23 protein-coding genes are annotated in these 22388 nt (G+C 69.4%); 13 read left to right on the plus strand and 10 right to left on the minus strand.

Features of this window, described 5'->3' with window-relative positions; genetic code table 11:
• Nucleotides 1-81 precede the first annotated feature (81 nt).
• The 3 genes from ACFY10_RS31575 to ACFY10_RS31585 all read left to right on the plus strand — a co-directional run bounded on the left by ACFY10_RS31575 (nucleotide 82) and on the right by ACFY10_RS31585 (nucleotide 1659).
• Nucleotides 82-489, plus strand: coding sequence for a BlaI/MecI/CopY family transcriptional regulator (locus ACFY10_RS31575; protein ID WP_390668661.1), 408 nt, complete (start codon nucleotides 82-84; stop codon nucleotides 487-489).
• 9 nt (nucleotides 490-498) lie between these two features.
• Complete coding sequence (locus ACFY10_RS31580; RefSeq protein WP_390668608.1) at nucleotides 499-1050, plus strand: amino-acid N-acetyltransferase; 552 nt, start codon at nucleotides 499-501, stop codon at nucleotides 1048-1050.
• A 273-nt stretch (nucleotides 1051-1323) separates the two neighbouring features.
• Nucleotides 1324-1659: an Lsr2 family protein gene (locus ACFY10_RS31585; RefSeq protein ID WP_007498879.1), complete on the plus strand. Its 336-nt coding sequence runs from the start codon at nucleotides 1324-1326 to the stop codon at nucleotides 1657-1659.
• An 8-nt stretch (nucleotides 1660-1667) separates the two neighbouring features.
• On the opposite strand, the gene ACFY10_RS31590 is transcribed toward ACFY10_RS31585, so the two are convergent.
• A complete protein-coding gene (locus ACFY10_RS31590; protein ID WP_390668609.1) occupies nucleotides 1668-2276 on the minus strand; it encodes an SCO3374 family protein in 609 nt (202 codons plus the stop codon).
• A 430-nt stretch (nucleotides 2277-2706) separates the two neighbouring features.
• On the opposite strand from ACFY10_RS31590, the gene ACFY10_RS31595 reads away from it, so the two are divergent.
• Complete coding sequence (locus ACFY10_RS31595; protein ID WP_275777738.1) at nucleotides 2707-5235, plus strand: ATP-dependent Clp protease ATP-binding subunit; 2529 nt, start codon at nucleotides 2707-2709, stop codon at nucleotides 5233-5235.
• A 68-nt stretch (nucleotides 5236-5303) separates the two neighbouring features.
• Here the strand turns inward: ACFY10_RS31595 and ACFY10_RS31600 are convergent, their stop codons facing one another.
• Nucleotides 5304-5903 (minus strand): HAD family acid phosphatase, encoded by a 600-nt coding sequence (locus ACFY10_RS31600; protein WP_390668610.1) that lies wholly within the window; start codon nucleotides 5901-5903, stop codon nucleotides 5304-5306.
• Between the two features lie 448 nt (nucleotides 5904-6351).
• On the opposite strand from ACFY10_RS31600, the gene ACFY10_RS31605 reads away from it, so the two are divergent.
• The gene (locus ACFY10_RS31605) at nucleotides 6352-7035 is read left to right on the plus strand and encodes a M23 family metallopeptidase (protein ID WP_390668611.1); all 684 of its coding nucleotides are present in this window, start codon (nucleotides 6352-6354) and stop codon (nucleotides 7033-7035) included.
• A 22-nt stretch (nucleotides 7036-7057) separates the two neighbouring features.
• Here the strand turns inward: ACFY10_RS31605 and ACFY10_RS31610 are convergent, their stop codons facing one another.
• Nucleotides 7058-7654, minus strand: a complete 597-nt coding sequence (locus ACFY10_RS31610) for a TetR/AcrR family transcriptional regulator (protein WP_390668612.1) — start codon at nucleotides 7652-7654, stop codon at nucleotides 7058-7060.
• A gap of 158 nt (nucleotides 7655-7812) precedes the next feature.
• On the opposite strand from ACFY10_RS31610, the gene ACFY10_RS31615 reads away from it, so the two are divergent.
• From ACFY10_RS31615 to ACFY10_RS31630, 4 genes are all read left to right on the plus strand, one after another.
• Nucleotides 7813-9384, plus strand: a complete 1572-nt coding sequence (locus ACFY10_RS31615; protein WP_390668613.1) for an MDR family MFS transporter — start codon at nucleotides 7813-7815, stop codon at nucleotides 9382-9384.
• A 230-nt stretch (nucleotides 9385-9614) separates the two neighbouring features.
• Nucleotides 9615-10082: a helix-turn-helix transcriptional regulator gene (locus ACFY10_RS31620; RefSeq protein ID WP_390668662.1), complete on the plus strand. Its 468-nt coding sequence runs from the start codon at nucleotides 9615-9617 to the stop codon at nucleotides 10080-10082.
• Entirely contained in the window at nucleotides 10079-10513 is a 435-nt protein-coding gene (locus ACFY10_RS31625; RefSeq protein ID WP_390668614.1) for a VOC family protein, read from the plus strand. Before ACFY10_RS31620 ends, ACFY10_RS31625 begins: the two co-directional genes overlap by 4 nt.
• A 5-nt stretch (nucleotides 10514-10518) precedes the next feature.
• Nucleotides 10519-11382 (plus strand): class I SAM-dependent methyltransferase, encoded by an 864-nt coding sequence (locus ACFY10_RS31630; RefSeq protein ID WP_390668615.1) that lies wholly within the window; start codon nucleotides 10519-10521, stop codon nucleotides 11380-11382.
• 6 nt (nucleotides 11383-11388) lie between these two features.
• On the opposite strand, the gene cseC is transcribed toward ACFY10_RS31630, so the two are convergent.
• From cseC to ACFY10_RS31655, 5 genes are all read right to left on the minus strand, one after another.
• The gene (cseC, locus tag ACFY10_RS31635; RefSeq protein ID WP_390668663.1) at nucleotides 11389-12864 is read right to left on the minus strand and encodes a two-component system sensor histidine kinase CseC; all 1476 of its coding nucleotides are present in this window, start codon (nucleotides 12862-12864) and stop codon (nucleotides 11389-11391) included.
• Nucleotides 12753-13457 carry a two-component system response regulator CseB gene (cseB, locus tag ACFY10_RS31640; protein WP_390668616.1) on the minus strand — a complete coding sequence of 235 codons (705 nt, stop codon included), beginning with the start codon at nucleotides 13455-13457 and terminating at the stop codon, nucleotides 12753-12755. Before cseB ends, cseC begins: the two co-directional genes overlap by 112 nt.
• A 77-nt stretch (nucleotides 13458-13534) precedes the next feature.
• Nucleotides 13535-14173 (minus strand): hypothetical protein, encoded by a 639-nt coding sequence (locus ACFY10_RS31645; RefSeq protein ID WP_390668617.1) that lies wholly within the window; start codon nucleotides 14171-14173, stop codon nucleotides 13535-13537.
• Entirely contained in the window at nucleotides 14161-14700 is a 540-nt protein-coding gene (locus tag ACFY10_RS31650; protein WP_390668618.1) for a SigE family RNA polymerase sigma factor, read from the minus strand. The genes ACFY10_RS31645 and ACFY10_RS31650 overlap by 13 nt, the downstream gene beginning before the upstream one ends.
• A 262-nt stretch (nucleotides 14701-14962) precedes the next feature.
• A complete protein-coding gene (locus ACFY10_RS31655) occupies nucleotides 14963-15919 on the minus strand; it encodes an A/G-specific adenine glycosylase (protein WP_390668619.1) in 957 nt (318 codons plus the stop codon).
• 150 nt (nucleotides 15920-16069) lie between these two features.
• Here ACFY10_RS31655 and ACFY10_RS31660 point away from each other — a divergent pair, with 150 nt between their 5' ends.
• On the plus strand, nucleotides 16070-16882 hold the full coding sequence (locus ACFY10_RS31660; protein WP_390668620.1) for a hypothetical protein: 813 nt from the start codon (nucleotides 16070-16072) through the stop codon (nucleotides 16880-16882).
• A 137-nt stretch (nucleotides 16883-17019) separates the two neighbouring features.
• On the opposite strand, the gene disA is transcribed toward ACFY10_RS31660, so the two are convergent.
• On the minus strand, nucleotides 17020-18144 hold the full coding sequence (gene disA / locus ACFY10_RS31665; RefSeq protein ID WP_390668621.1) for a DNA integrity scanning diadenylate cyclase DisA: 1125 nt from the start codon (nucleotides 18142-18144) through the stop codon (nucleotides 17020-17022).
• A gap of 81 nt (nucleotides 18145-18225) precedes the next feature.
• The gene (radA, locus tag ACFY10_RS31670) at nucleotides 18226-19635 is read right to left on the minus strand and encodes a DNA repair protein RadA (protein ID WP_390668622.1); all 1410 of its coding nucleotides are present in this window, start codon (nucleotides 19633-19635) and stop codon (nucleotides 18226-18228) included.
• Between the two features lie 188 nt (nucleotides 19636-19823).
• Here radA and ACFY10_RS31675 point away from each other — a divergent pair, with 188 nt between their 5' ends.
• The 3 genes from ACFY10_RS31675 to ACFY10_RS31685 are packed head-to-tail and all read left to right on the plus strand — an operon-like array spanning nucleotide 19824 to nucleotide 22386.
• Nucleotides 19824-20285, plus strand: coding sequence for a hypothetical protein (locus ACFY10_RS31675; protein ID WP_390668623.1), 462 nt, complete (start codon nucleotides 19824-19826; stop codon nucleotides 20283-20285).
• Nucleotides 20282-21316: a hypothetical protein gene (locus tag ACFY10_RS31680; protein WP_390668624.1), complete on the plus strand. Its 1035-nt coding sequence runs from the start codon at nucleotides 20282-20284 to the stop codon at nucleotides 21314-21316. Before ACFY10_RS31675 ends, ACFY10_RS31680 begins: the two co-directional genes overlap by 4 nt.
• Nucleotides 21313-22386, plus strand: a complete 1074-nt coding sequence (locus tag ACFY10_RS31685; RefSeq protein WP_390668625.1) for an AAA family ATPase — start codon at nucleotides 21313-21315, stop codon at nucleotides 22384-22386. Before ACFY10_RS31680 ends, ACFY10_RS31685 begins: the two co-directional genes overlap by 4 nt.
• The last annotated feature ends 2 nt before the right edge of the window (nucleotides 22387-22388 follow it).

A 22388-nucleotide genomic window follows, 5' to 3' on the forward strand; every position in this document is an offset into this window, starting at 1 on the left:
CGTCCGGCACGCCAATGGGGACTTCTCCCACTATTGTGCTGAGGTGTGCCTCGCCCATTGGGAGAACTCGAAGACGCGGTCATGACGCGGGTGTGGAAGTGGAACCGCCCGGTGACCGTTCGAGAAGTCCTGGAAGACCTTCAGCAGGAACGGTCCATCGCGTACACCACGGTGATGACCGTTTTGGACAATCTCCATCAGAAGGGCTGGGTACGCCGCGAGGCGGAAGGCCGGGCCTATCGATATGAGGCCGTCTCCACCAGGGCCGCCTACGCGGCTGCTCTGATGAACGATGCCTGGTCGCAGAGCGACAACCCCGCAGCTGCTCTCGTCGCCTTCTTCGGGATGATGAGCGATGAACAGCGACTGGCCCTCAGTGACGCGGTACGCATGGTCCAAGGGCCGGAAACACCCGAAGCGGCCTCGGATACCGGCAGCGATACCGCCGGCGAGAACCCCGGGTCGGCACTGGAGGACGACGGGCGATAGCGTCCGCTCATGTCAGCAGAGAGTCCCGAAGGCCCCGAAGGTCCCGAAGTCAGCGCTAAAGCCATCACTGTCCGGCGGGCCCGCACCGGCGATGTCCCGGCCGTGCGCCGTCTCCTTGACACGTACGTCCGCGGCCGCATCCTGCTCGACAAAGCAACGGTCACGCTTTACGAGGACATCCAGGAGTTCTGGGTCGCCGAACGGGACGACAACGCCGAGGTGGTCGGCTGCGGCGCTCTGCACGTGATGTGGGAAGACCTCGCGGAAGTCCGCACTCTCGCGGTGAAGCCCGGCCTGAAGGGTGCCGGTGTCGGGCACCAGTTGCTGGAGAAGTTGCTGCACACCGCGCGCTGGCTGGGCGTTCGTCGCGTTTTCTGTCTGACCTTCGAAGTGGACTTCTTCGCCAAGCACGGCTTCGTCGAGATCGGTGAGACACCCGTCGACACCGATGTCTACGCGGAGCTACTGCGTTCCTATGACGAAGGCGTAGCAGAGTTCCTCGGTCTCGAACGGGTGAAACCGAACACCCTGGGCAACAGCCGGATGCTTCTGCATCTGTGATCGCCGATCATCGTGGCGTATTCCGCCGCCCATGCCCGGGTTCCCTATGTCCGAAACGCGTATGTTTCCGGACGGCGTGGGTGTCTGCCCAGCACTCGGCCCTGCACTGGGTCTCGCGCTCGGTCTCTCGCTCAGTCTCTCCAAGGGGTTTGTGTTTTTCCGGCAAAAGCGGTTTGCTTTCCGACGTACTGCAGTACTGCATATAACAGGGGACGGCGAAACGGCGGACGCCGCAGACCCCCGGCCCTGAAGTTATGGATGAAAGGAAATCCGGTGGCACAGAAGGTTCAGGTCCTTCTTGTCGATGACCTCGACGGCGGCGAGGCGGACGAGACCGTCACGTTCGCGTTGGACGGCAAGACTTACGAGATCGATCTCACGACCGCCAATGCGGACAAGCTCCGTGGCCTTCTCGAGCCTTACGTGAAGGGTGGTCGTCGTACCGGAGGTCGCGCTTCGGGCGGACGCGGAAAGGCGCGCGCCGCTTCCGGCGGCAGCCAGGACACCGCACAGATCCGCGCCTGGGCGAAGGAGAACGGCTACGAGGTCAACGACCGCGGCCGTGTTCCGGCGTCCATCCGCGAGGCCTACGAGAAGGCCAACGCCTGATCGCTGGTCTACGGCAGGGCCAATGGCCGGGCGCACGCGCGCCGCAGCCGCAATCGATGGCACTGCGTTGCCACCGTGTCCACAAGTCGTACGAGATCGGGGGCGCCCCCACCGCCCCTCACAGCCGACAGTGTCGGCAGCGAGGCCTCGACCGCGCACCCCGGCTCGGGGGGCCGCAGCCATACGGCGGCCCCCTGCACGCCCGAGCGGCCCGCAGGCCGCACCTCGGGCTGCGCCCCGGGCGGCAGCGGCGCGTCCATGACGCAGCCCTCGCCGAGCGCCCTCAGATCGGGCGTCAGCGCGCCCCACTCCAGCCAGTCGAGCAGCCCAGGCAGTTCCTCGGCGCTGCCCGCGGCCACCAGCAGCCGCATCCGGTCCGCCTGCACGGCCACCGGAGAGGCCGGCGCGAGATGACGAAGGCCCGCCCGGCCCGCCTCGGCCGGGACGTCCAGGACGTCGAAGCGGTCGCCCACGCAGAGCCGTACCGGGGATCCGGGGCTTTCCGCATGCGCGGGCACTGTCGCCCAGCCCAGTTCGTTCTCGTACCACCGGCTGACCTGATCGCTCGCATCGAGCGGCCGGCGAGGGAACGGGACCGTGGGGAGGCTGCCAACCATGCCAAGGGCAACCGCCAGAAGGGCTCCCGAGTTACGCTGGGTGTTCTGGCAGATGCACAGAGTGCCGAAAGAGGGGGCGTGCGGGGGTGCGGGGTGGCGCAAGGTTGTTCGCCCATAGCGGAGCGAACCGGTGCGCGCGGCATGGAGTGTCAGTCCCAGCGGGTAAGACATCCCTAGTGGGAGGGGGCGACACGCGGGCAAGGTGGTCTCACGTTCGCCATCGGCGTACTGATGGTGAGGGTAACCACCTGGCCTGCGGGAACATCGTCTCGCACCATCGGGTTGGAGCAGATGTCGGCGTTCGGGGTCAGGAGGCCATCGACGGTGTCGGCAGTTGGAATGAGCGGTCCCCGCTTGCGGGACTAAGCTGCGGAAGGACAGGGAGGGGAAGTTCCCCCCACTGCCTGACCGCTCTGAGGAGCGATTAACGATGTTCGAGAGGTTCACCGACCGCGCGCGGCGGGTTGTCGTCCTGGCTCAGGAAGAAGCCCGGATGCTCAACCACAACTACATCGGCACCGAGCACATCCTCCTGGGCCTGATCCACGAGGGTGAGGGTGTCGCCGCCAAGGCCCTTGAGAGCCTCGGGATTTCGCTCGAGGCGGTCCGCCAGCAGGTGGAGGAGATCATCGGGCAGGGGCAGCAGGCCCCGTCCGGGCACATCCCCTTCACCCCCCGTGCCAAGAAGGTCCTGGAGCTGTCGCTCCGCGAGGCCCTTCAGCTGGGCCACAACTACATCGGCACGGAGCACATCCTGCTCGGCCTGATCCGCGAGGGCGAGGGCGTCGCCGCCCAGGTCCTGGTCAAGCTGGGCGCAGATCTCAACCGGGTGCGGCAGCAGGTCATCCAGCTGCTCTCCGGTTACCAGGGCAAGGAGACCGCCGGCGCCAGTGGCGGGCCTGCCGAGGGCACCCCCTCGACGTCCCTGGTCCTCGACCAGTTCGGCCGGAACCTCACCCAGGCCGCTCGTGAGTCCAAGCTCGACCCGGTCATCGGGCGCGAGAAGGAGATCGAGCGGGTCATGCAGGTGCTGTCCCGCCGTACCAAGAACAACCCGGTCCTGATCGGTGAGCCCGGCGTCGGCAAGACCGCCGTCGTCGAGGGCCTCGCCCAGGCCATCGTCAAGGGCGAGGTGCCCGAGACCCTCAAGGACAAGCACCTCTACACCCTGGACCTCGGCGCACTGGTCGCCGGCTCCCGCTACCGCGGTGACTTCGAAGAGCGCCTGAAGAAGGTGCTCAAGGAGATCCGCACCCGCGGCGACATCATCCTGTTCATCGACGAGCTGCACACGCTGGTCGGTGCGGGTGCCGCCGAGGGCGCCATCGACGCCGCTTCGATCCTGAAGCCGATGCTGGCCCGCGGTGAGCTGCAGACCATCGGTGCGACCACGCTGGACGAGTACCGCAAGCACCTGGAGAAGGACGCGGCCCTCGAGCGCCGCTTCCAGCCCATCCAGGTCGCCGAGCCGTCCCTGCCGCACACGATCGAGATCCTCAAGGGTCTCCGTGACCGGTACGAGGCCCACCACCGCGTCTCCATCACCGACGAGGCGCTGGTCCAGGCCGCCACCCTGGCCGACCGGTACATCTCGGACCGCTTCCTGCCGGACAAGGCGATCGACCTGATCGACGAGGCCGGTTCCCGGATGCGTATCCGCCGGATGACCGCGCCGCCGGACCTGCGCGAGTTCGACGAGAAGATCGCGGGCGTGCGCCGCGACAAGGAGTCCGCGATCGACTCGCAGGACTTCGAGAAGGCCGCCTCCCTCCGCGACAAGGAGAAGCAGCTCCTGGCCGCCAAGGCCAAGCGGGAGAAGGAGTGGAAGGCCGGCGACATGGACGTCGTCGCCGAGGTCGACGGCGAGCTGATCGCCGAGGTCCTCGCGACCGCCACCGGCATCCCGGTCTTCAAGCTGACCGAGGAGGAGTCCTCGCGTCTGCTGCGCATGGAGGACGAGCTCCACAAGCGGGTCATCGGCCAGGTCGACGCCGTCAAGGCGCTGTCGAAGGCGATCCGTCGTACGCGTGCGGGCCTCAAGGACCCGAAGCGTCCCGGTGGTTCGTTCATCTTCGCCGGCCCGTCCGGTGTCGGTAAGACCGAACTCTCCAAGGCGCTCGCCGAGTTCCTCTTCGGTGACGAGGACGCGCTGATCTCCCTCGACATGTCGGAGTTCAGCGAGAAGCACACGGTGTCGCGTCTGTTCGGTTCGCCCCCCGGCTACGTGGGCTACGAAGAGGGCGGCCAGCTGACCGAGAAGGTCCGCCGCAAGCCGTTCTCCGTCGTCCTCTTCGACGAGGTCGAGAAGGCTCACCCGGACATCTTCAACTCGCTGCTGCAGATCCTGGAGGACGGTCGTCTGACCGACTCCCAGGGCCGGGTCGTGGACTTCAAGAACACGGTCATCATCATGACGACCAACCTCGGCACCCGGGACATCTCCAAGGGCTTCAACCTGGGCTTCGCGGCCTCGGGTGACAAGAAGTCCAACTACGAGCGCATGAAGAACAAGGTGTCGGACGAGCTCAAGCAGCACTTCCGTCCCGAGTTCCTCAACCGCGTCGATGACGTGGTCGTCTTCCCGCAGCTGACGCAGGAGGACATCCTCAAGATCGTCGACCTGATGATCAGCAAGGTGGACGAGCGCCTCAAGGACCGGGACATGGGCATCGAGCTCTCCCAGTCCGCCAAGGAGCTGCTGTCCAAGAAGGGTTACGACCCGGTGCTGGGTGCGCGTCCGCTGCGCCGCACCATCCAGCGCGAGGTCGAGGACACGCTGTCGGAGAAGATCCTCTTCGGTGAGCTGCGTCCCGGTCACATCGTGGTCGTGGACACCGAGGGCGAGGGCGAGACCCAGACCTTCACCTTCCGCGGTGAGGAGAAGTCGGCACTGCCCGACGTCCCGCCGATCGAGCAGGCCGCGGGTGGGGCTGGTCCCAACCTGAGCAAGGAGGCGTAAGCCTCAGGGCGACGCCAGAAGGGGCCGGTGCTTTCGAGCACCGGCCCCTTCGTCATGCCTGCGTACGGTTACGACAACTGCCCGTTGTAGTCCGGGAGTTTGAAGGTCTTGTCGGCGTGGCCGCCCGACAGGTCGGTGGCGCTGTTGCCGATGTTCGCGATGATGTCGTAGCCCTTGTTCTCGATGTCGACGCGCTGGGCGGTCTTGTAGGCGGCGACGTCCTTGAACAGGTCGAACAGGCCGCGGACGTAGAGACCGGAGACGTCGTAGCCGTCGTGCTCCAGGTTCCACTCGGTGGGCGCGTAGATGATGCCCGGGCGGGCGGTGACGAAGAAGAGGGAGACGCCGTGCTCCTGGGCGTACTCGGCGACGTTCAGGACGGGCTTGTTGGCCGGCTGCGGGAAGCTGAAGCCGAAGTCCGTCTCCAGCGTGGTGTTGTCGATGTCGAAGACGATCGCCTGCTTCTCGCCGGGCTTCGCCGCGGCGATGCGCTGCTGCAGGTAGGGCAGGGCCTGGTCCATCACCGTCTGGCAGTCCTTCTGCCAGGTCGCGTAGTCGACGTCCGTGGTGCTTGTCGCCGCGTTCGCGGGGGTGGCCAGGGCCATGAGGGCAGAGGCGGAAACTGCGGTGACCGCTGCGCGGCGCGCCCAGGGGCGTCGGCTTGTCATGGGTGGGGGGTCCTCTCACGTCCGTATGTCGTTGTCCTGTGCATGTTCGAGGGCGAGGGTGGCGCGAGGGGAACCGTAGGGTTACCGGGTGGTAAGTGGCCAGAGATGTGCGTCACATGACGGTTGGTTCGGGGTGACGATGGATCTTGCCGGCCGGTGACAAGCCGCACAGGCGATTCGGCCGGTACTAGTGCGGATAGTGGGCGGTCCGAGGCGGGTGAAAATGGCACGCTTTCTGGAACCCCAGGGGCGATTCTGCCGTCACGGGGCGATTCGTCCCTTACTGGCGCCGTGTCAAGGGGTGGGAAGTTTTGGGGTGAAGTACTAGCTTCCGTCGTAGATCACGGGTTTTGGGCTTCGTGGGTCTCGGGGTTACCAAGGGATGGTCCATCCGGCGGCCGCCTGTGCGCCGGGTGGTTTTCTCTGTCCCCGTCTCCATGAGGTTCCTATGTCTTCGCGTGTCACGTCCCGCTCTTCCCGTACGTCCCTGCTGCGCACCCGTGCGGCCGTCCTGGCCGTCGGCCTGGGAGCGTCGGTCGTGCTGGGTGCAGGGATCGCGGCCGCCGCCGATGCCACCTCCGCGTCCAGCACGGCGACCGCCGTCAAGGCGCAGGCCGCCGCGCAGGCCAAGGCCGCCGCGAGCGCGAAGAAGGCCGCTCAGTCGGCCGCCGCGAAGAAGGCTGCCGCGAAGAAGGCCGCCGCCAGGAAGGCCGCCTCCTGGATGCACCCGGTGAAGAAGTACCGGCTCTCCGCGAGCTTCAACCAGGCCGGCGGCATGTGGCAGTCCACGCACAGCGGGCAGGACTTCGCCGTGGCGAGCGGCACGGACGTCGTCGCCGCGCACGGCGGCACCGTCGTCAAGGCCGGCGGCAACGGCGCCGGTGACGGGCCCGCGTACGGCAACGCCGTCGTGATCAAGCACGGGAACGGGACCTACTCGCAGTACGCCCATCTGTCGCGGATCGACGTCAGGATCGGCCAGGTCGTCGCCACCGGCCAGCACATAGCCCGGTCCGGGAACACCGGCAACTCCAGCGGCCCGCACCTGCACTTCGAGATCCGTACGACCGCGAACTACGGGTCGGCGGTCGACCCGGTCGCCTTCCTGCGCTCCAAGGGCGTGACGGTCTGAGGCAGATTCAGGGCGTGACGCGCTAAGACGTGTGCGTGGCCTGGTGGGCCTGTGTCACCAGGTCGATCGCGACCTCGAGGACCGCCTTGTGCTTGTCCTCGGGGGCGGCGTCGAGGTCCTGCAGGACGAACATCCCGGCGTGCAGCGTAAACATGGCGCTGACGCAGCGGACCTGGTCGATCAGCTCGGCGTCCGGGTCGACGAGGATGTCGCGCATGCCCATCATGCGGTTGCGGAACGTCTCGCCGATGCGCAGTTCCTTCACCGTGCTCTGGTTCTCCTGCATGAAGCGGAAGAGCGGGGCCGCGCCGGCCAGTGCCTCGCTGTAGCGGCGGAGCAGCTCCTGCTTGGTCTCCAGGGACTGGGGCTGCTGCTTGCCCCAGTCGATCAGTTCCACGATCGGCTGGGAGAGGTCCTCGAAGATGCTGACGAGGATCTCTTCCTTCGTCTTGAAGTGGTAGTAGAGCGCCGCCTTGGTGACGTCCAGGTGCTCGGCGATCTCGCGCAGCGAGGTCTTCTCGTAGCCCTGCTCGGCGAAGAGTTCGAGCGCTACGTCCTGGATGCGCTGGCGGGTGTCTCCGCGGCGCTGCCGCTTGGTGCCGTCCATGGTGCCGCCCATCCTCGCGCTCCTCACGCTCCCTGCAAACTTACTTGCCGACCGACTAGATAAACTTACTTGACGCCCGGCTAGTTACGGGTCTACCTTCCCAGTGTAGTCAACTAGCCGGGCGGCAAGTAAGTGGCCGGCCGGGGGGAAAGCCCAGGGGAGTGGGGACGATGGCGGACACGCAGACGGTCGAGACGAAGCCCGACAAACAGCCGAAGAGCGTGCGGGTCGTGCTGCTCGCGCTCATGATCACCATGATGCTCGCGATGCTCGACAACATGATCGTGGGCACGGCGATGCCGACCATCGTGGGCGAGCTCGGCGGACTCGAGCATCTGTCCTGGGTGGTGACGGCGTACACGCTCGCGACCGCGGCCTCCACCCCGATCTGGGGCAAGATCGGCGACATGTTCGGGCGCAAGGGCGCCTTCATGACGTCGATCGTGATCTTCCTGATCGGCTCGGCGCTCAGCGGCATGGCGCAGAACATGGGCGAGCTGATCGGTTTCCGCGCGATCCAGGGTCTTGGCGCGGGTGGTCTGATGGTCGGTGTCATGGCGATCATCGGTGACCTGATCCCGCCGCGGGAGCGCGGCAAGTACCAGGGCATGATGGCCGGCGTCATGGCGCTCGCGATGATCGGCGGACCGCTGGTCGGCGGCACCATCACCGACAACTGGGGCTGGCGCTGGTCCTTCTACATCAACCTGCCGCTCGGCGTGGTGGCGCTCGGTCTGATCAGCGCCGTACTGCATCTGCCGAAGAAGCGGGCCAAGGCGGGCATCGACTACCTCGGCGTCGCGCTGCTGACCATCGGCATCACCTCGATCGTGCTGGTCACCACCTGGGGCGGCACGGAGTACGCGTGGACGTCCGCGCGGATCATGGAACTCATCGGGATCGGCGTCGCCGCGCTCATCGGGTTCGTGTTCTGGCAGACGAAGGCCGCGGAGCCGATCGTGCCGCTGCACATCTTCCGCAGCCGCAACTTCACCCTGATGTCGGTCATCGGCTTCATCACCGGCTTCGTGATGTTCGGTGCGACGCTGTTCCTGCCGCTGTACCAGCAGTCGGTGCAGGGCGCGTCCGCCACCAACTCGGGGCTGCTGCTTCTGCCGATGCTCGGCGCGATGCTGGTCACCTCGATGGTGGCGGGGCGGGTGACCACGAACACCGGCAAGTACAAGGTGTTCCCGGTCGTCGGCAGTGTGCTGATGGTCGTCGGGCTGTACCTGCTGTCCACGATGGACACCGGGACCTCGCGGTTCATGTCCGGTGTGTTCATGGCCGTGGTCGGTCTCGGCATGGGGTGCCTGATGCAGATCACCATGCTGGTCGCGCAGAACAGTGTCGAGATGAAGGACATGGGTGTCGCGTCCTCGTCGACCACCCTGTTCCGTACGCTCGGGTCCTCGTTCGGTGTCGCGATCATGGGTGCGCTGTTCAACAACCGGGTGCAGCACGTCATGGCCGAGCGGGCCGGGGCGCTGGGGTCGAAGATCACCGAGAAGTCGGCGCAGCTGGATGCGAAGAGCCTGGAGAAGCTGCCGGCGGTGGCGCGGGAGGCGTACCAGCATGCGGTGTCCTCGGGTACGCACTCGGCCTTCCTGCTGGGGTCTGTGGTGGCCGTGGTCGCGCTGGTTGCGGCGGTCTTCGTGAAGGAGGTCGCCCTGCGTGGGGCGGCTGCGCCCAAGCCCGGCCAGGAAGAGGTGGCGCCGGCGCCGGTCGTCGAGTCCGTCTGATCCGATCCGGCAGTGAGCTGAAGGTCCCCCGGAAGGTGTCCGCCCCGGGGGGCCTTCGCTGTGTTTCCTCGCCTCCGCCGCCGCTACCCGTCCCGTATCAGGGGCTCTGCCCCTTCGGCCCCGCCAGGGGGCTCCGCCCCCTGGACCCCCATCGGCCTGAACGGCCTCGTCCTCAAACGCCGGACGGGCTGGATGTCAGACCCCCGTGCCACCATCACCGTATGGACAAAATGCGGCAGTTGCGGCTGGCCAAGGATGCCATGGACCGTGACTGGGCCGATCCGGAGTTGGATCTGGGGGTGGTGGCCGGGCATGCCGGGTATTCGCGTTTTCATTTTCTGCGGGCCTTCAAGGACGCCTACGGCGAGACGCCCGGGCAGTATCTGACGCACCGCCGGATCGAGCGGGCCGAGGAGATGCTGCGGAGTGCGGATCTCAGCGTCACCGAGATCTGCAACCTGGTCGGGTTCAGCAGCCTCGGCACCTTCTCGGCGCGGTTCAAGGCCCGGACCGGGCTGACGCCGAGCAAGTACCGGACCAAGCATGTCGGCCGGGGGGCCGCCCTGATCCCCGGGTGCTACGCGATGCTGTGGGCCGGCGGCTTCCCCACCGCAACTTTGAAGAAGCGCCCAGGACCCGGCCCTGCCTACGGTGACGAACAGGACACCGTGACTGAGCCGAGGAGAGCAGATCCATGATCTTGGGGCTGGGCATCACCACCGTCTGGACGTTCGACCAGCAGCGCACCAAGGCCTTCTTCACCGAGAAGCTGGATTTCGAGGTGCGGGACGAGGTGTCGATGGGGGACATGAAGTGGGTCACCGTCGGCGCCAAGGAGCAGGCGGGGGTCGAGCTGGCGTTGATGAGCCTGGACGGCCCGGGCCTCGACCCCGAGTCCGCCGAGGCGTTGAAGAAGCTGGTCAGCAAGGGGGTGCTGGGCGCGGGGGCGTTCCGTACGGACGACTGTCGCGGGGATTACGAGACCTTCAGGGCGAGGGGCGTGGAGTTTCTGCAGTCGCCCCAGGAGCGGCCGTACGGCATCGAGGCGATCTTCCGCGACGACAACGGCAACTGGTACTCGCTGACCGAGCGCAGCGAGGAGCTGGACTTTTCGAAGGACTTCGGCTGACCGGCATGGGGAAGGACATGATCGCCGACACCGTCGCCGCCGACCACACGGCCGTCCGCGTGGCCCTCTGGCGGGCGCTGCACCTGCGGGCCGATCCGCCGCCGCATGTCTTTGAGGACGAGATCGGGCTGCGGCTCGCGGATCCGGGTGACGGGTGGCGCGACCGGCCCGACATGGACGTGCACGCCACGCGCCGCACCCGGGCGTCCATCGTGGCCCGGGCCCGGTTCGTCGAGGACCTGGTCGTGGAGCGGGCGGGGGAGGGGGTGGATCAGTACGTGGTTCTCGGTGCCGGGCTCGATACGTTCGCGCAGCGGCGGCCGGAGGCCGGTGCCCGGGGGCTGCGGGTGTTCGAGGTCGACCGGCCCGGGCCGCAGGCCTGGAAGCGGCGGCGGCTCGCGGATCTCGGCCTCGGCGTTCCCGAGTGGCTGCGGCTCGTGCCGGTCGACTTCGAGGGGGACTGGTGGGGGCAGTTGCTCGGGGCCGGCCTCGATACCGGCCGGCCTGCCGTGGTGGCGTCCGCGGGCGTCACGATGTACCTGACCCCGGAGACGGTCGAGGCGACCTTCCGGCTCGTCGCGCGCCTCGCCCCGGGCTCGATGCTGGTCACGACCTTCCTGCGGCCCATCGAGGACGTCGAACCGGAGGAGCGTCCGCAGCTCGAGGTCGCGATGAAGGGCGCCCGAGCGGCCGGGACACCCTTCCTCAGCTTCTACCGGCCGCCGCAGATCCTCGCCCTGGCCCGCGAGGCCGGCTTCCGGGAGGTCCGGCACATCTCGGCGGCTGATCTCGAACAGCGGTACTTCGCGGACCGGACGGACGGGCTGCGGCCGTCGAGAGGGGAGGAGCTGCTGGTCGCCACCGCCTGAAGGTCCCTACGGCAGCATCGGGTAACTGCCCGTGTTCGTCGGCGCATGCTCCGGCAGCCACAGCACCGCCACCGCGCCCTCCGCCGGTACGTGATCCGGTGCGCCCGCCGGGCGTACGTTGCGGAAGGTCAGGCGGGCGCCCAGTACGCGGGCCTGGCCGGCAGCGATCGTAAGGCCGAGTCCGTGGCCGTGGCCCGCGCGGTCGGCGCTGCCCGTGCGGAAGCGGCTCGGGCCCTCGGCGAGCAGGTCGGAGGGGAAGCCGGGGCCGTGGTCGCGGACCCGGATGACCCGGCCCTCGACGGTGACCTGGATCGGCGGTTTGCCGTGCCGGGCGGCGTTGGCGATCAGGTTGAACAGCACGCGCTCCAGGCGGCGCGGGTCGGTCGTGAGCATCGACTCGTGCACCACCCGCACCTCGACGGACGGGTCCTTCGCCGCCACCCGCCGGGCGACGAACTCGCCGAGCATGATGTCCTGCAGCTCGGCCCGCTCGGAGGCGCTGTCGAGGCGGGCCACCTCCAGGACGTCTTCGACCAGGGTGCGCATGGCCTTCGCGCGGTCCAGGACCAGCTCCGTCGGGCGGCCGGGCGGGAGCAGTTCGGCCGCCGTCAGCAGGCCCGTCACCGGGGTGCGCAGCTCGTGCGCGATGTCCGCGGTGACCCTGCGCTCGGCCTCCAGCCGCTGCTGCAGCGTGTCCGCCATGGCGTCCACCGCACGCGCCAGGTCGTCGGTCTCGTCCCGTACGACCCCGCCGATGGCGTCCCGCACCCGTACGTCCGACTCGCCCTTGGCGACCTGGTTCGCCGCGGCCGCAGCCTTGCGCAGCCGGCGCGAGAGCTGGCCGCCGATGAGCACGCCCAGCGCGCTGCCGCCGAGGACGACCGCGATGGAGCCGATCACCAGGGCCTGGTCGAGGTCCTTGAGGATGTTCGTGCTGCGGTCGGTGAACCCGGTGTGCAGCGACAGCACATGCCCGTCCTTGACCGGTACTGCGGCCCAGATGTCCGGCGCCCCGCCCGGCCGGTCGGTCACAAAAGTCGCCCGCCGGCCCTCCTCGACCTTCGCCCGCAGCGCCGACGGCAGCCGGGGGTCGTCGATCTTGATGTTGGGGAAGAGGGTCCGGCTGGGGATCTCGTAGTTGCGCTGCGCGATCCGGATGCGCTCGTCCGCCAGGTCGCGCGCGTTGTCCAGCATCGAGACCCGGGCCGCGTTGTGCACGACCAGGCTCAGTGCGATCGCCACCAGCGCGCCGACCAGTGCGATGGCCGCGCTGAGTTTCCATCTGAGGCCGGTGCGCATGCCCGTGCCTTCTGCCGCGTTGGCAGCGGCCGGGCTCCGGAAGATCCCCCGCATGTCCCTGGTGTCCCCGCTCAGGCCTTCAACTTGTAGCCGAAGCCGCGGACCGTCTCGATCCGGTCCTGGCCGATCTTCGTACGCAGTCGCTGCACATGGACGTCCACCACGCGCGTGTCTCCGCCCCAGCCGTAGTCCCACACCCGCTCCAGCAGCTTGTCGCGCGACAGGACCGTGCCCGGCGCGGAGGAGAACTCCAGGAGGAGTCGCATCTCGGTCGGCGTCAGCGCCACCGGCTGCCCGGCCCGGCGTACCTCCATGCCCTCGGTGTCGATCTCCAGATCACCGAAGTTCAGCACACCGCCGGCCACCTCGGACGGGGCCTCGTCCGACCGGTCGCCGCCGCTCGCGTGACCGAAACGCCGCAGCACCGCACGGATGCGCGCGACCAGCACGGCACCGTCGAACGGCTTGGTCACGTAGTCGTCGGCGCCCGCCTCAAGGCCCAGCACGACGTCGATCGAGTCGGCCCGCGCCGACAGCATGATCACCGGCACGGTGGACTCGTCGCGGATACGGCGGCACAGGCTGACCCCGTCCAGGCCGGGCACCATGACGTCGAGCAGCGCGATGTCGGGCCGGTTCGTCCGGAACGCCTCCAGGCCGGACAGCCCGTCGGGCATGGCCGTGACCGCGAAGCCGTCCCGCTCCAGGGCGAGCTGGGTGGCCTCGCGGATGACATCGTCGTCCTCGACGAACAGGACATGGGTCTGGTCTGCCATCCCGCTGCTCTCAGTTCTCGTGTCGGTCGTGGCGTACGCACTGCTACTGGTGGATCGGTCCGGGCCGCCCGAACGGTTCACGAAGACGGCGACTCGTCGCCCCCGACGGCGTTGCTGTAGTCGTTGCGCGTGTTGTACCGCTTGACGAAGCGGCCCGAGGCCCAGATGTACGTAGTCACGATCTCACCGGACGGACTCGACATCGGATCATCCTTCTCGTACACCTGCTTCGTCACCACCAGGTCGCCGCGGTCTATCTCCGCGTAGACCGGGGGTTCCTCGGTCCGGAAGACATTCTCGTACCGACCGCCTTGTTCGCGATACACATACGAGCCGACTCCGACCGCGTCCCCGCAGGTCAGCACGTTCACCACGATGTCGTCGGAGTATCCGCCGGTCAGTTCGCCGTACGACACGTCGATCGGGTACTCGTCCGCGACACACGGCTTCAGGCCGCGCTTGACCTCCGCAGAGACCATCGGGTCGTCCTTGACGAGCTTGACCGCGTCCACATGCGTGGTCTTGGAGGGACTGGGAGTGGGCGTGGGCGAGGCAGCGGCGCCCATCACCGAGTCGGTGTGCGCCGGGCCCTCGTCACGGGCGCCGGTGCCGCCGGTAGCGCAGGCGGAGACGAAAAGGGCGAGGGCGGCGAGCACGGCCACCGCCGTGAACGCCGCCTGCAAGGTCCCTCGGCCCGAGTCGGTCAGACCGCGCAACGCTCCTGCTCCCCACGCTCCAGCGCGCGTGCGTCCAGATCGCGGCTCTCCAGCTCCTCACGGAGCCGGGCGAGCGCCCGGTGCAGCGTGCTCTTGACCGTTCCGGCCGACATGCCCAGGGCCGCGGCCGTCTCCTCCGTCGACATCTGCTCCCAGTGTCGCAGGACGACGACGCTTCGCTGCTTGGGAGCGAGAACCTTCATGATGTCCATCAGCAGGGCGCGGTCCGCGTGCTGCTCGGTGGAGTCGTCGACCGAGGCGTCGGGCAGCTGCTCGGTCGGGACCTCCTCCAGCTTCCGGGCCCGCCACCACTCGGTGCGCGTGTTGATCATCACCCGGCGCAGGTAGGCGTCCGCGAGCCGCTTGTCCTCGATGGTCTCCCAGCGGCCGTACGTCCTGACCAGCGCCGTCTGGAGCAGATCCTGCGCGTCCACCGGGTCCGGGACCAGCCGGCGGGCGCTGCGCAGCAGCGCGTCCTGCCGGGTGCGGACGTACTCCTCGAACTCGAGCACCTCTCCCTGCGCCATGTTGAACCGCCTCCCGATCCCCGTTCCCGGCCGGCTTGATCGCCGTCGGTCTGTTCCGTAACAGCCCGCTTCTGCCGGGCACGCAAATGAAGCTACGGAGGTGTTGTCACGGCGCTGTCCGAAGCAACGCTCGGCTAGCAATCGGCTGTCCGTCGGTTGTGTAACGGACGTAGGAACGGGGTAAACACGTGCACCGAATCACATGGCTATGGGGCGATTTGGCAGGACGGTGGAGTGTGATGCGCCGTGACGTTACGAGGGGTTACGTCAACGGCAGCCGATACAAACCACCGGACAGCGGCTCCACGAGTCCGTCCGCGACGAGCCCGTCGAGCGCCCGCGCACGCTGCACCGGCTCGTGCCACACCCGGTCGAGGGCCGCCTGCGGCACGGGTGCGTGGGCCTCGCGCAGTACGGCGAGCAGTTTGCCGCGCACCTGCCGGTCCGTCCCCGCGTACGTCTGCCCGCGCCGCGGCGGCCCGTCGTGCTCGGGCTTGCCCGCGAGCCGCCAGGCGCACTGCGCGGCGATGGGGCAGCGGTGGCAGGTCTCGTTCTTGGCCGTGCAGACGAGTGCGCCGAGCTCCATGGAGGCGGCCGCCCACCGCGCGGCGGTCTGCTCGTCCTCGGGCAACAGGGCGCGGGCGAGCTTGCGTTCGGCGGCGGTGGTGGCGTTCGGCGGGTACTGGACGCCGGTGACAGCGCGCGCGAAGACCCGGCGGACGTTGGTGTCGAGCACCGCGTGCCGCTGCCCGTACGCGAAGGAGGCGACGGCCGCGGCCGTGTACTCGCCGATGCCGGGCAGCGCGAGGAGCTGGGCGTGGTCGGTCGGTACGTCCCCGCCGTGCCGCTCCGTTATGGCCACGGCGGCGCCGTGCAGCCGCAGAGCGCGGCGCGGGTAGCCGAGCCGGCCCCAGGCGCGGACGGCCTCGCCGGGGGCCTCCCGGGCGAGGTCGGCGGGGCGCGGCCAGCGGGCCAGCCAGTGTTCGTAGACGGGCAGCACGCGGTTGACCGGTGTCTGCTGCAGCATGAACTCGCTGACCATCACACCCCAGGGGCCGGCTTCCGGGAGCCGCCACGGCAGGTCGCGGGCGTGCTCGTCGAACCAGTCGATGACGGAGGTATGGAGAGTCTCGTGGTCCTCGCCGGGAGGGGAGCCGGCGAGGGCGTCGGCCGGGCCGTCGGCGGGGCTGCTGTGCGGGGGCTTCGTGGGCGCAGTCATGGCGTTTCCGATCCTGCCATGGCCCCGGGCGGTTGGGCCGCCGTCCCGCGCGCGGTGCGTCGTGCGGACCGGGATGATGATCCGGAAAAGTTGACGAATCGGCGGCGGGTGGGGCAAGCGAAGGCGCCGATCTCTCGTACAGTTTGCGCCGTGGGATCTCTGCGCAATCCTGTCGGGCCGCTCCCCTCCTCCATCTACTGGCGACGGAGGGTCGTACTCGTGTCTGTGGTCGCCTTGTTGGCGCTGCTGATCACTTGGATCGTCCTGTCGGGCGGTGGCGGCGGCAAGAAGGACGACGGGGCGAACGGCAACACTCCCGCGCCCACGATCACTGCGGGGCCGTCGAGTTCGGGTCCGGCGATCAGCCAAGCGCCGGGCGGGCGCGACGAGTCGAGCGGCGGGGGCTCCAGCGGGTCGGATTCCGGGGGCAGTTCGGGGTCCGGTTCCGGCTCGGACTCCGGGACCGGGGGCTCCGAAGGGGCGGCCGGCGGCGGTACGGCCGGTGTCGGCTCCGGCATCGGGGTCGGCAGGGGCGACACGATTCCGGCGAGTTCCTCGATCCCCAACTGCACGGCGAGCGCCGTGAGGTTGACCGTGCGAAGCCTCCACAACACGTACTCGCCCGGTCAGACGCCCGCTCTGCTGCTGACCGCGACGAACTCCTCGGGCCTCGACTGCAAGATCGACCTCGGGCCGAAGAGCTCGGTGTTGACGATCACCCAGGCGGGCAGCGACGACAACTACTGGTCCTCCGCCGACTGCCCCCAGGGCTCCGGCAGCATGGTGTTCCGGGTGCCCAACCGCAGCAGCATCACCTACACCGTGAAGTGGGACCGCAAGCCGAGTGCTCCCGAGTGCGCGACGCCTCCGGCGGGGTCGGCCGGGGCCGGCACGTATCTGGTGGAGGCGGCGGCACCGGGGTTCGCGAGGACGCAGATCTCGTTCATGCTCAAGGACGACTAGGCGCTCCGCTGGGGTGCGCCGCGATGGGCCGTCGTTCGTGTGCGGCTCCGTCGTGGCTGGTCGCGCCCGCGCGGCGGAGCCGCATATTGATGCAGCCCCGCGCCCCTTTGGGGCGCGGCCGGACCGTGCCGACCTGCCTAGACGTACCGCTCCAGGATTGACGACTCCGCCAGCCTGGACAGGCCCTCCCGTACGCTTCGGGCCCGGGCCTCGCCGACGCCGTCGACGGTTTGCAGGTCGTCGACGCTCGCGGCGAGCAGCTTCTGCAGGCCGCCGAAGTGCTCCACGAGACGGTCGATGATGGCGCCCGGGAGGCGCGGCACCTTGGCCAGCAGGCGGAAACCGCGGGGCGAGACCGCCGAGTCGAGGGCCTCCGGAGAGCCCGTGTAGCCCAGCGCCCTTGCCACGGTGGGCAGTTCGAGGAGCTCGGCGTGGGTGAGGGCGTCCAGCTCGTAGAGGGCCTCGTCGACCGTGCGGGAGCGCTTGGCCGTGGGCTCGGGGACGTAGTCCCGGACGACCAGCTCGCGCTCGGGCTCCACGCCCGCGATCAACTCGTCGAGCTGGAGGGCGAGGAGACGCCCGTCGGTGCCCAGTTCGACCACGTACTCGGCGATTTCGGTGGCGATGCGGCGCACCATCTCCAGGCGCTGGGCCACCGCCGACACATCGCGGACCGTCACCAGGTCCTCGATCTCCAGCGCCGACAGCGTGCCCGCGACCTCGTCCAGGCGGAGCTTGTAGCGCTCCAGGGTCGCGAGGGCCTGGTTGGCGCGGGACAGGATCGCCGCGGAGTCCTCCAGGACGCGGCGCTGACCGTCGACGTAAAGAGCGATCAGGCGCATCGACTGGGAGACGGAGACGACCGGGAAGCCGACCTGCTTGGAGATCCGGTCCGCCGTGCGGTGCCGGGTGCCCGTCTCCTCGGTCGGGATCGTCGCGTCGGGCACGAACTGCACACCCGCCCGCAGGATCTTCGACAGGTCGGAGGAGAGCACGATGCCGCCGTCGAGCTTGCACAGCTCACGCAGGCGCGTGGCCGTGAACTCGACGTCCAGCACGAAACCGCCGGTGCACATCGTTTCGACGGTCTTGTCGAAGCCGAGCACGATGAGACCGCCGGTGTTGCCGCGGAGTACCCGCTCGAGCCCGTCGCGCATGCCCGTGCCGGGAGCCACGGCGCTCAGCGAGGCGCGCATCAGGCCATCGGCACCGGAACTCCCGCCGGACTTTCCGGGAGCTGCCGCCCGGTCGTTGGCTGCCACTGCACTCCTCCGGTCGCAGGTTCTGGGGCGCCCCCGTTTCGCACATTCTGTTCGTACGGACGGGCGAGACCAGGGCAAAGTCTACCGGCGGTCCTCCTCGTCCCGTGGGGCCTCTCGGCGACGGGAGCGTGGAAGGACTCTCAGAGCGTCCCCTATGTCCGCGACTTCCAGGACCTTCATACCCGGAGGGATCTTGCCGGGGTCGCCCGGAACGAGCGCGTGCGTGAAGCCCAGACGGTGTGCTTCGGCGAGCCGGCGCTGGACGCCCGTGACCCGTCTGACCTCGCCCGCGAGGCCGACCTCGCCGATCGCGACCAGGTTCTTGGGCAGCGGGGTGTCGCTCGCCGCCGACGCCAGCGCGAGGGCGACGGCGAGGTCGGCGGCGGGCTCGGAGAGCTTCACTCCGCCGACCGTCGCGGAGTAGATGTCCCGCTTGCCGAGCGCGCTGATCCGGCCCCGCTGCTCCAGCACGGCGAGCATCATCGAGACGCGGGAGGTCTCAAGGCCCGAGGTCGTACGGCGCGGGGAGGGGATCTGCGAGTCGACGGTGAGTGCCTGGACCTCGGCGACCAGCGGGCGGCGGCCCTCCAGGGTCACCGTCAGACAGGTGCCGGGGACCGGTTCGGCACGTCTGGTCAGGAAAAGTCCGCTCGGGTCGGCGAGGCCCGTGATGCCCTCGTCGTGCAGTTCGAAGCAGCCGACCTCGTCCGTGGTGCCGTAGCGGTTCTTGACGCCCCGTACGAGCCTGAGGCGCGCGTGCCGGTCGCCCTCGAAGCTGAGGACGACGTCCACGAGGTGCTCGAGGAGCCGGGGGCCGGCGATGGCCCCGTCCTTGGTGACATGGCCCACAAGGAGGGTGGACATCCCGCGCTCCTTGGAGGCGCGGATGAGCGCGCCGGCCACCTCGCGCACCTGGGCCATGCCGCCGGGGGCGCCGTCGATCTCCGGGGAGGCCACGGTCTGGACGGAGTCCAGGATGAGGAGCGACGGCTTCACCGCGTCCAAGTGGCCGAGCACGGCGGCCAGATCGGTCTCGGCGGCGAGGTACAGGTGGTCGTGGATGGCCTTGATGCGGTCGGCGCGCAGCCGCACCTGGCTCGCCGACTCCTCGCCCGTGACGTAGAGCGTGCGGTGCTCGTCGCTCGCCGACTTCGCCGCCACGTCCAGCAGCAGTGTCGACTTGCCCACGCCGGGCTCGCCCGCCACCAGCACCACCGCACCGGGCACGAGCCCGCCGCCGAGCACCCGGTCCAGCTCGGGCACGCCGGTGGAGCGGGCGGTCGCCTGGCGGCCGTCGACCTGGCCGATGGGCACCGCGGAGGTGGTGACGCGCCCCGGCGTCGTCGTACGGACCGCGGGCGCGCCGTACTCCTCGATCGTCCCCCACGCCTGGCACTCGGGGCAGCGGCCGAGCCACTTGGCCGTCTGCCAGCCGCACTCCGTGCAGCGGTAGGACGGGCGGTCCTTCGTGGACTTGGTACGGGCAGCCATGTCGAGAACCGTAACCGAGCCCACTGACAACGCCTGCGCCCCAAGGGCGCGGAAGCTCGTGGAGAGGGCGTGGAGTTGCCGCAATGCGCCTCCCCGAGGTGGTCGATCTTCGTAGAATCGCGACTGCCGAACGCCATGGCGGGACATGTCGTGGAGGGGCCGCACCGCGGGGGCAGAAGGGTGGGCCGGTGTCGGAGGACGACCGGATCAGGTGGGCGCGAGAGCTGTACGGCGGTCTCGTCGACACCGGGCTGACGGGGTACGAGTCCGCCATCGAGGTCGACCCGGACCGGGACCGCGCCCCCGAGGTCGCCCGTCGGCTCGATGCGCTCTTCCTGGCCCATCCGGAGTACCGCGGGGTGGCGATCCGGGTGCCGGGGCTGCCGCGCGAGGGGCCCGGAATCGGAATCAGCAGCCACGCGCGCGTGCAGGCGTCCTTAGGGGTCGCCGGGGCCCCGCCCCCCGGTTACGGCAGCGCGGAGTGGGGCGCCGGAGACCGGGCCGGGCTGCTCGGCATGTCGACGCAGTACCGGATCGTCCTGTTCGTGTGCCGGGTGTGCGGGGTGGGCGAGGCACGCGCGTACTACGACGAGCGGCTGCACCCGCGGTGCCCGGCCGCCGACCACGGCCCCATGGAGCTGGTGCGATGAAGCTGGACGCCGCGCTGCAGCCGCCCGCCGCGCTCGGCGCGGGACGGCGGTTCTTCCTGGTCGGATATCTGCCGACGTACGCCGCCGTGTTCTTCGTCCTGCTGCTGTTCTGGGCGGGCGCGCGCGGCTGGGCGGCCCCGGTCGGCGGCGGTCTGAGGTTCGGCAGGGCCTGGGCCACGGCGACGGCGCTCGGCGTGGGCGAGGTGGTGCTGCTCGTTCTCGGAGTCACCCTCGTCGCCGTACTGCTCGCTCCGCTGCAGACCGCCATGGTGCGGCTGCTGGAAGGGGCGTGGCCCGAGCGGCTGGGCGCGAAGTGGGCCCGGGAGCGGCAGATCAGACGGAAGAAGGCCTGGGAGCAGCGGGCGGAACTGCCCTCCGTCGGCCCCTTCCCGCCGGGATCTCCGCGCGCGTGGACCGTCCCCGACTCCGTCGCCGGGCCCGACGCGGTCCAGCGGGCGGGCGTCGCCGGGGCCGAACTGCGCCGCCGCTACCCGCTCCTGGACCATCTGGTCCGCCCCACGGCCCTCGGCAACGCCCTCGCCGCCGCGGAGGACACGGCGGGCCGCGCCTTCGGCTACGACGCCGTGGTCGCGTGGCCCCGGCTGTACCCGCTGCTCGGCGAGCAGACCCGCGCGGTGGTCGACGACCGGCGGGACACGGTGGACGGCGCGGCCCGGATGGCGGTGACGACGGCGGCGACCGCTCTGGTCGCGGCGGTCGTGCTCGCCCGCACGGGCTGGTGGCTGGCGCTGGAGCTGGTGCCGCTCGTCGTGTCGTGGGTCGCCTGCCGTGGCGCCGTGCAGGCGGCCCTGGCGTACGGCGAGTCACTCCACGTCGCCTTCGACCTGCACCGGTTCGCGCTGCTGCAGGCCCTGGGCACGAAGGTCCCCGACGACCCGGCGAAGGAGCGGGAGCTCGCGGCGTGGTGGTGCGACCTGTGGCGCCAGGGCGTACCGCTGCCACCCGCCTTCCGGTACACCGCGGAACCGACCCCGGGCCCGACCGGGGGACAGGGACAGGGACAGCCATGACCGACCACACGACGGATGACACGACGGATGACACGACGGGGCGCGTGACCGACCACATGACGGACGAACTGCCCGGGAGATACGGCGACTTCGACCACGACGCCGCCGTCCAGGAGGCCGCCGCGCTCGACACCGTGCTGCCGTACGCGCTGCTCGTCGGCCAGGAGGAGCTGCGGACCGCGCTGGAGATCGCGTATGTGTGTCCGGCCGTCGGCGGGGTGCTGGCCACCGGGCAGCGCGGCACCGCCAAGACCACGACCGTGCGGGCCTTCACGAAGATGGCGGTCGGCGGCCTGCCCGTGACGATGCCGATCGGAGCCACCGACGACCGGGTGCTGGGCGGCTGGCGGATCAAGGAACTCATGCGGGGCAGACCGCGCAAGTCCGACGGACTCCTCGTGCAGGCGTCCCGCTCCAAGGCCCGCATGCTGTACGTCGACGAGATCAACCTCCTCGACGACTACCTGGTCAACATCATCCTGGACGCGGCCTCCACGGGCATCCTCGCCCTGGAACGCGACCACCGCTCCGAGCAGACCCAGCACGTGGAGTTCACCCTGGTGGGCACCATGAACCCGGACGAGGGCGGGCTGCGCCCCCAACTCCTGGACCGCTTCGGCCTGGTGGCCACCGTCGAGTCCGAGTCCCAGGCGCGGCAGCGGCGGCGCATCGTGGAGACCGTGCTGCGCTTCGAGGCCGAACGGGGCGATCCGGCCTCGGAGTTCATGGCGGAGGCGCTGCGGTTGGACGCCGAGAAGCGGGCCGAGCTGGACGCGGCACGCCTGCGCCTCGCCGACGTCACCTGCGGGCCCGAGGTCTACGAAGGCTGCGCCGCCCTCGCCGAGGGCTTCCGGCTCGCCGGGCACCGGGGGGAGATCGTCCTGCTCAGGGCCGCCCGCGCACTCGCCGCGATCGAAAACGACAGGCAGGTGACCGGCCGGCACCTGCGCCAGGTCGCGAAACCGGCGCTCGTCCACCGCAGGGGGCGCGGCGACACGGGCACGCTCCCGGTGTGGAGCGAGGAGGACGACACCCTCGTACAGGAACTGCTCTCGGACAGCCGGGACTGATC

This window comes from Streptomyces sp. NPDC001401, from assembly GCF_042895385.1.
Lineage (GTDB): Bacteria > Actinomycetota > Actinomycetes > Streptomycetales > Streptomycetaceae > Streptomyces.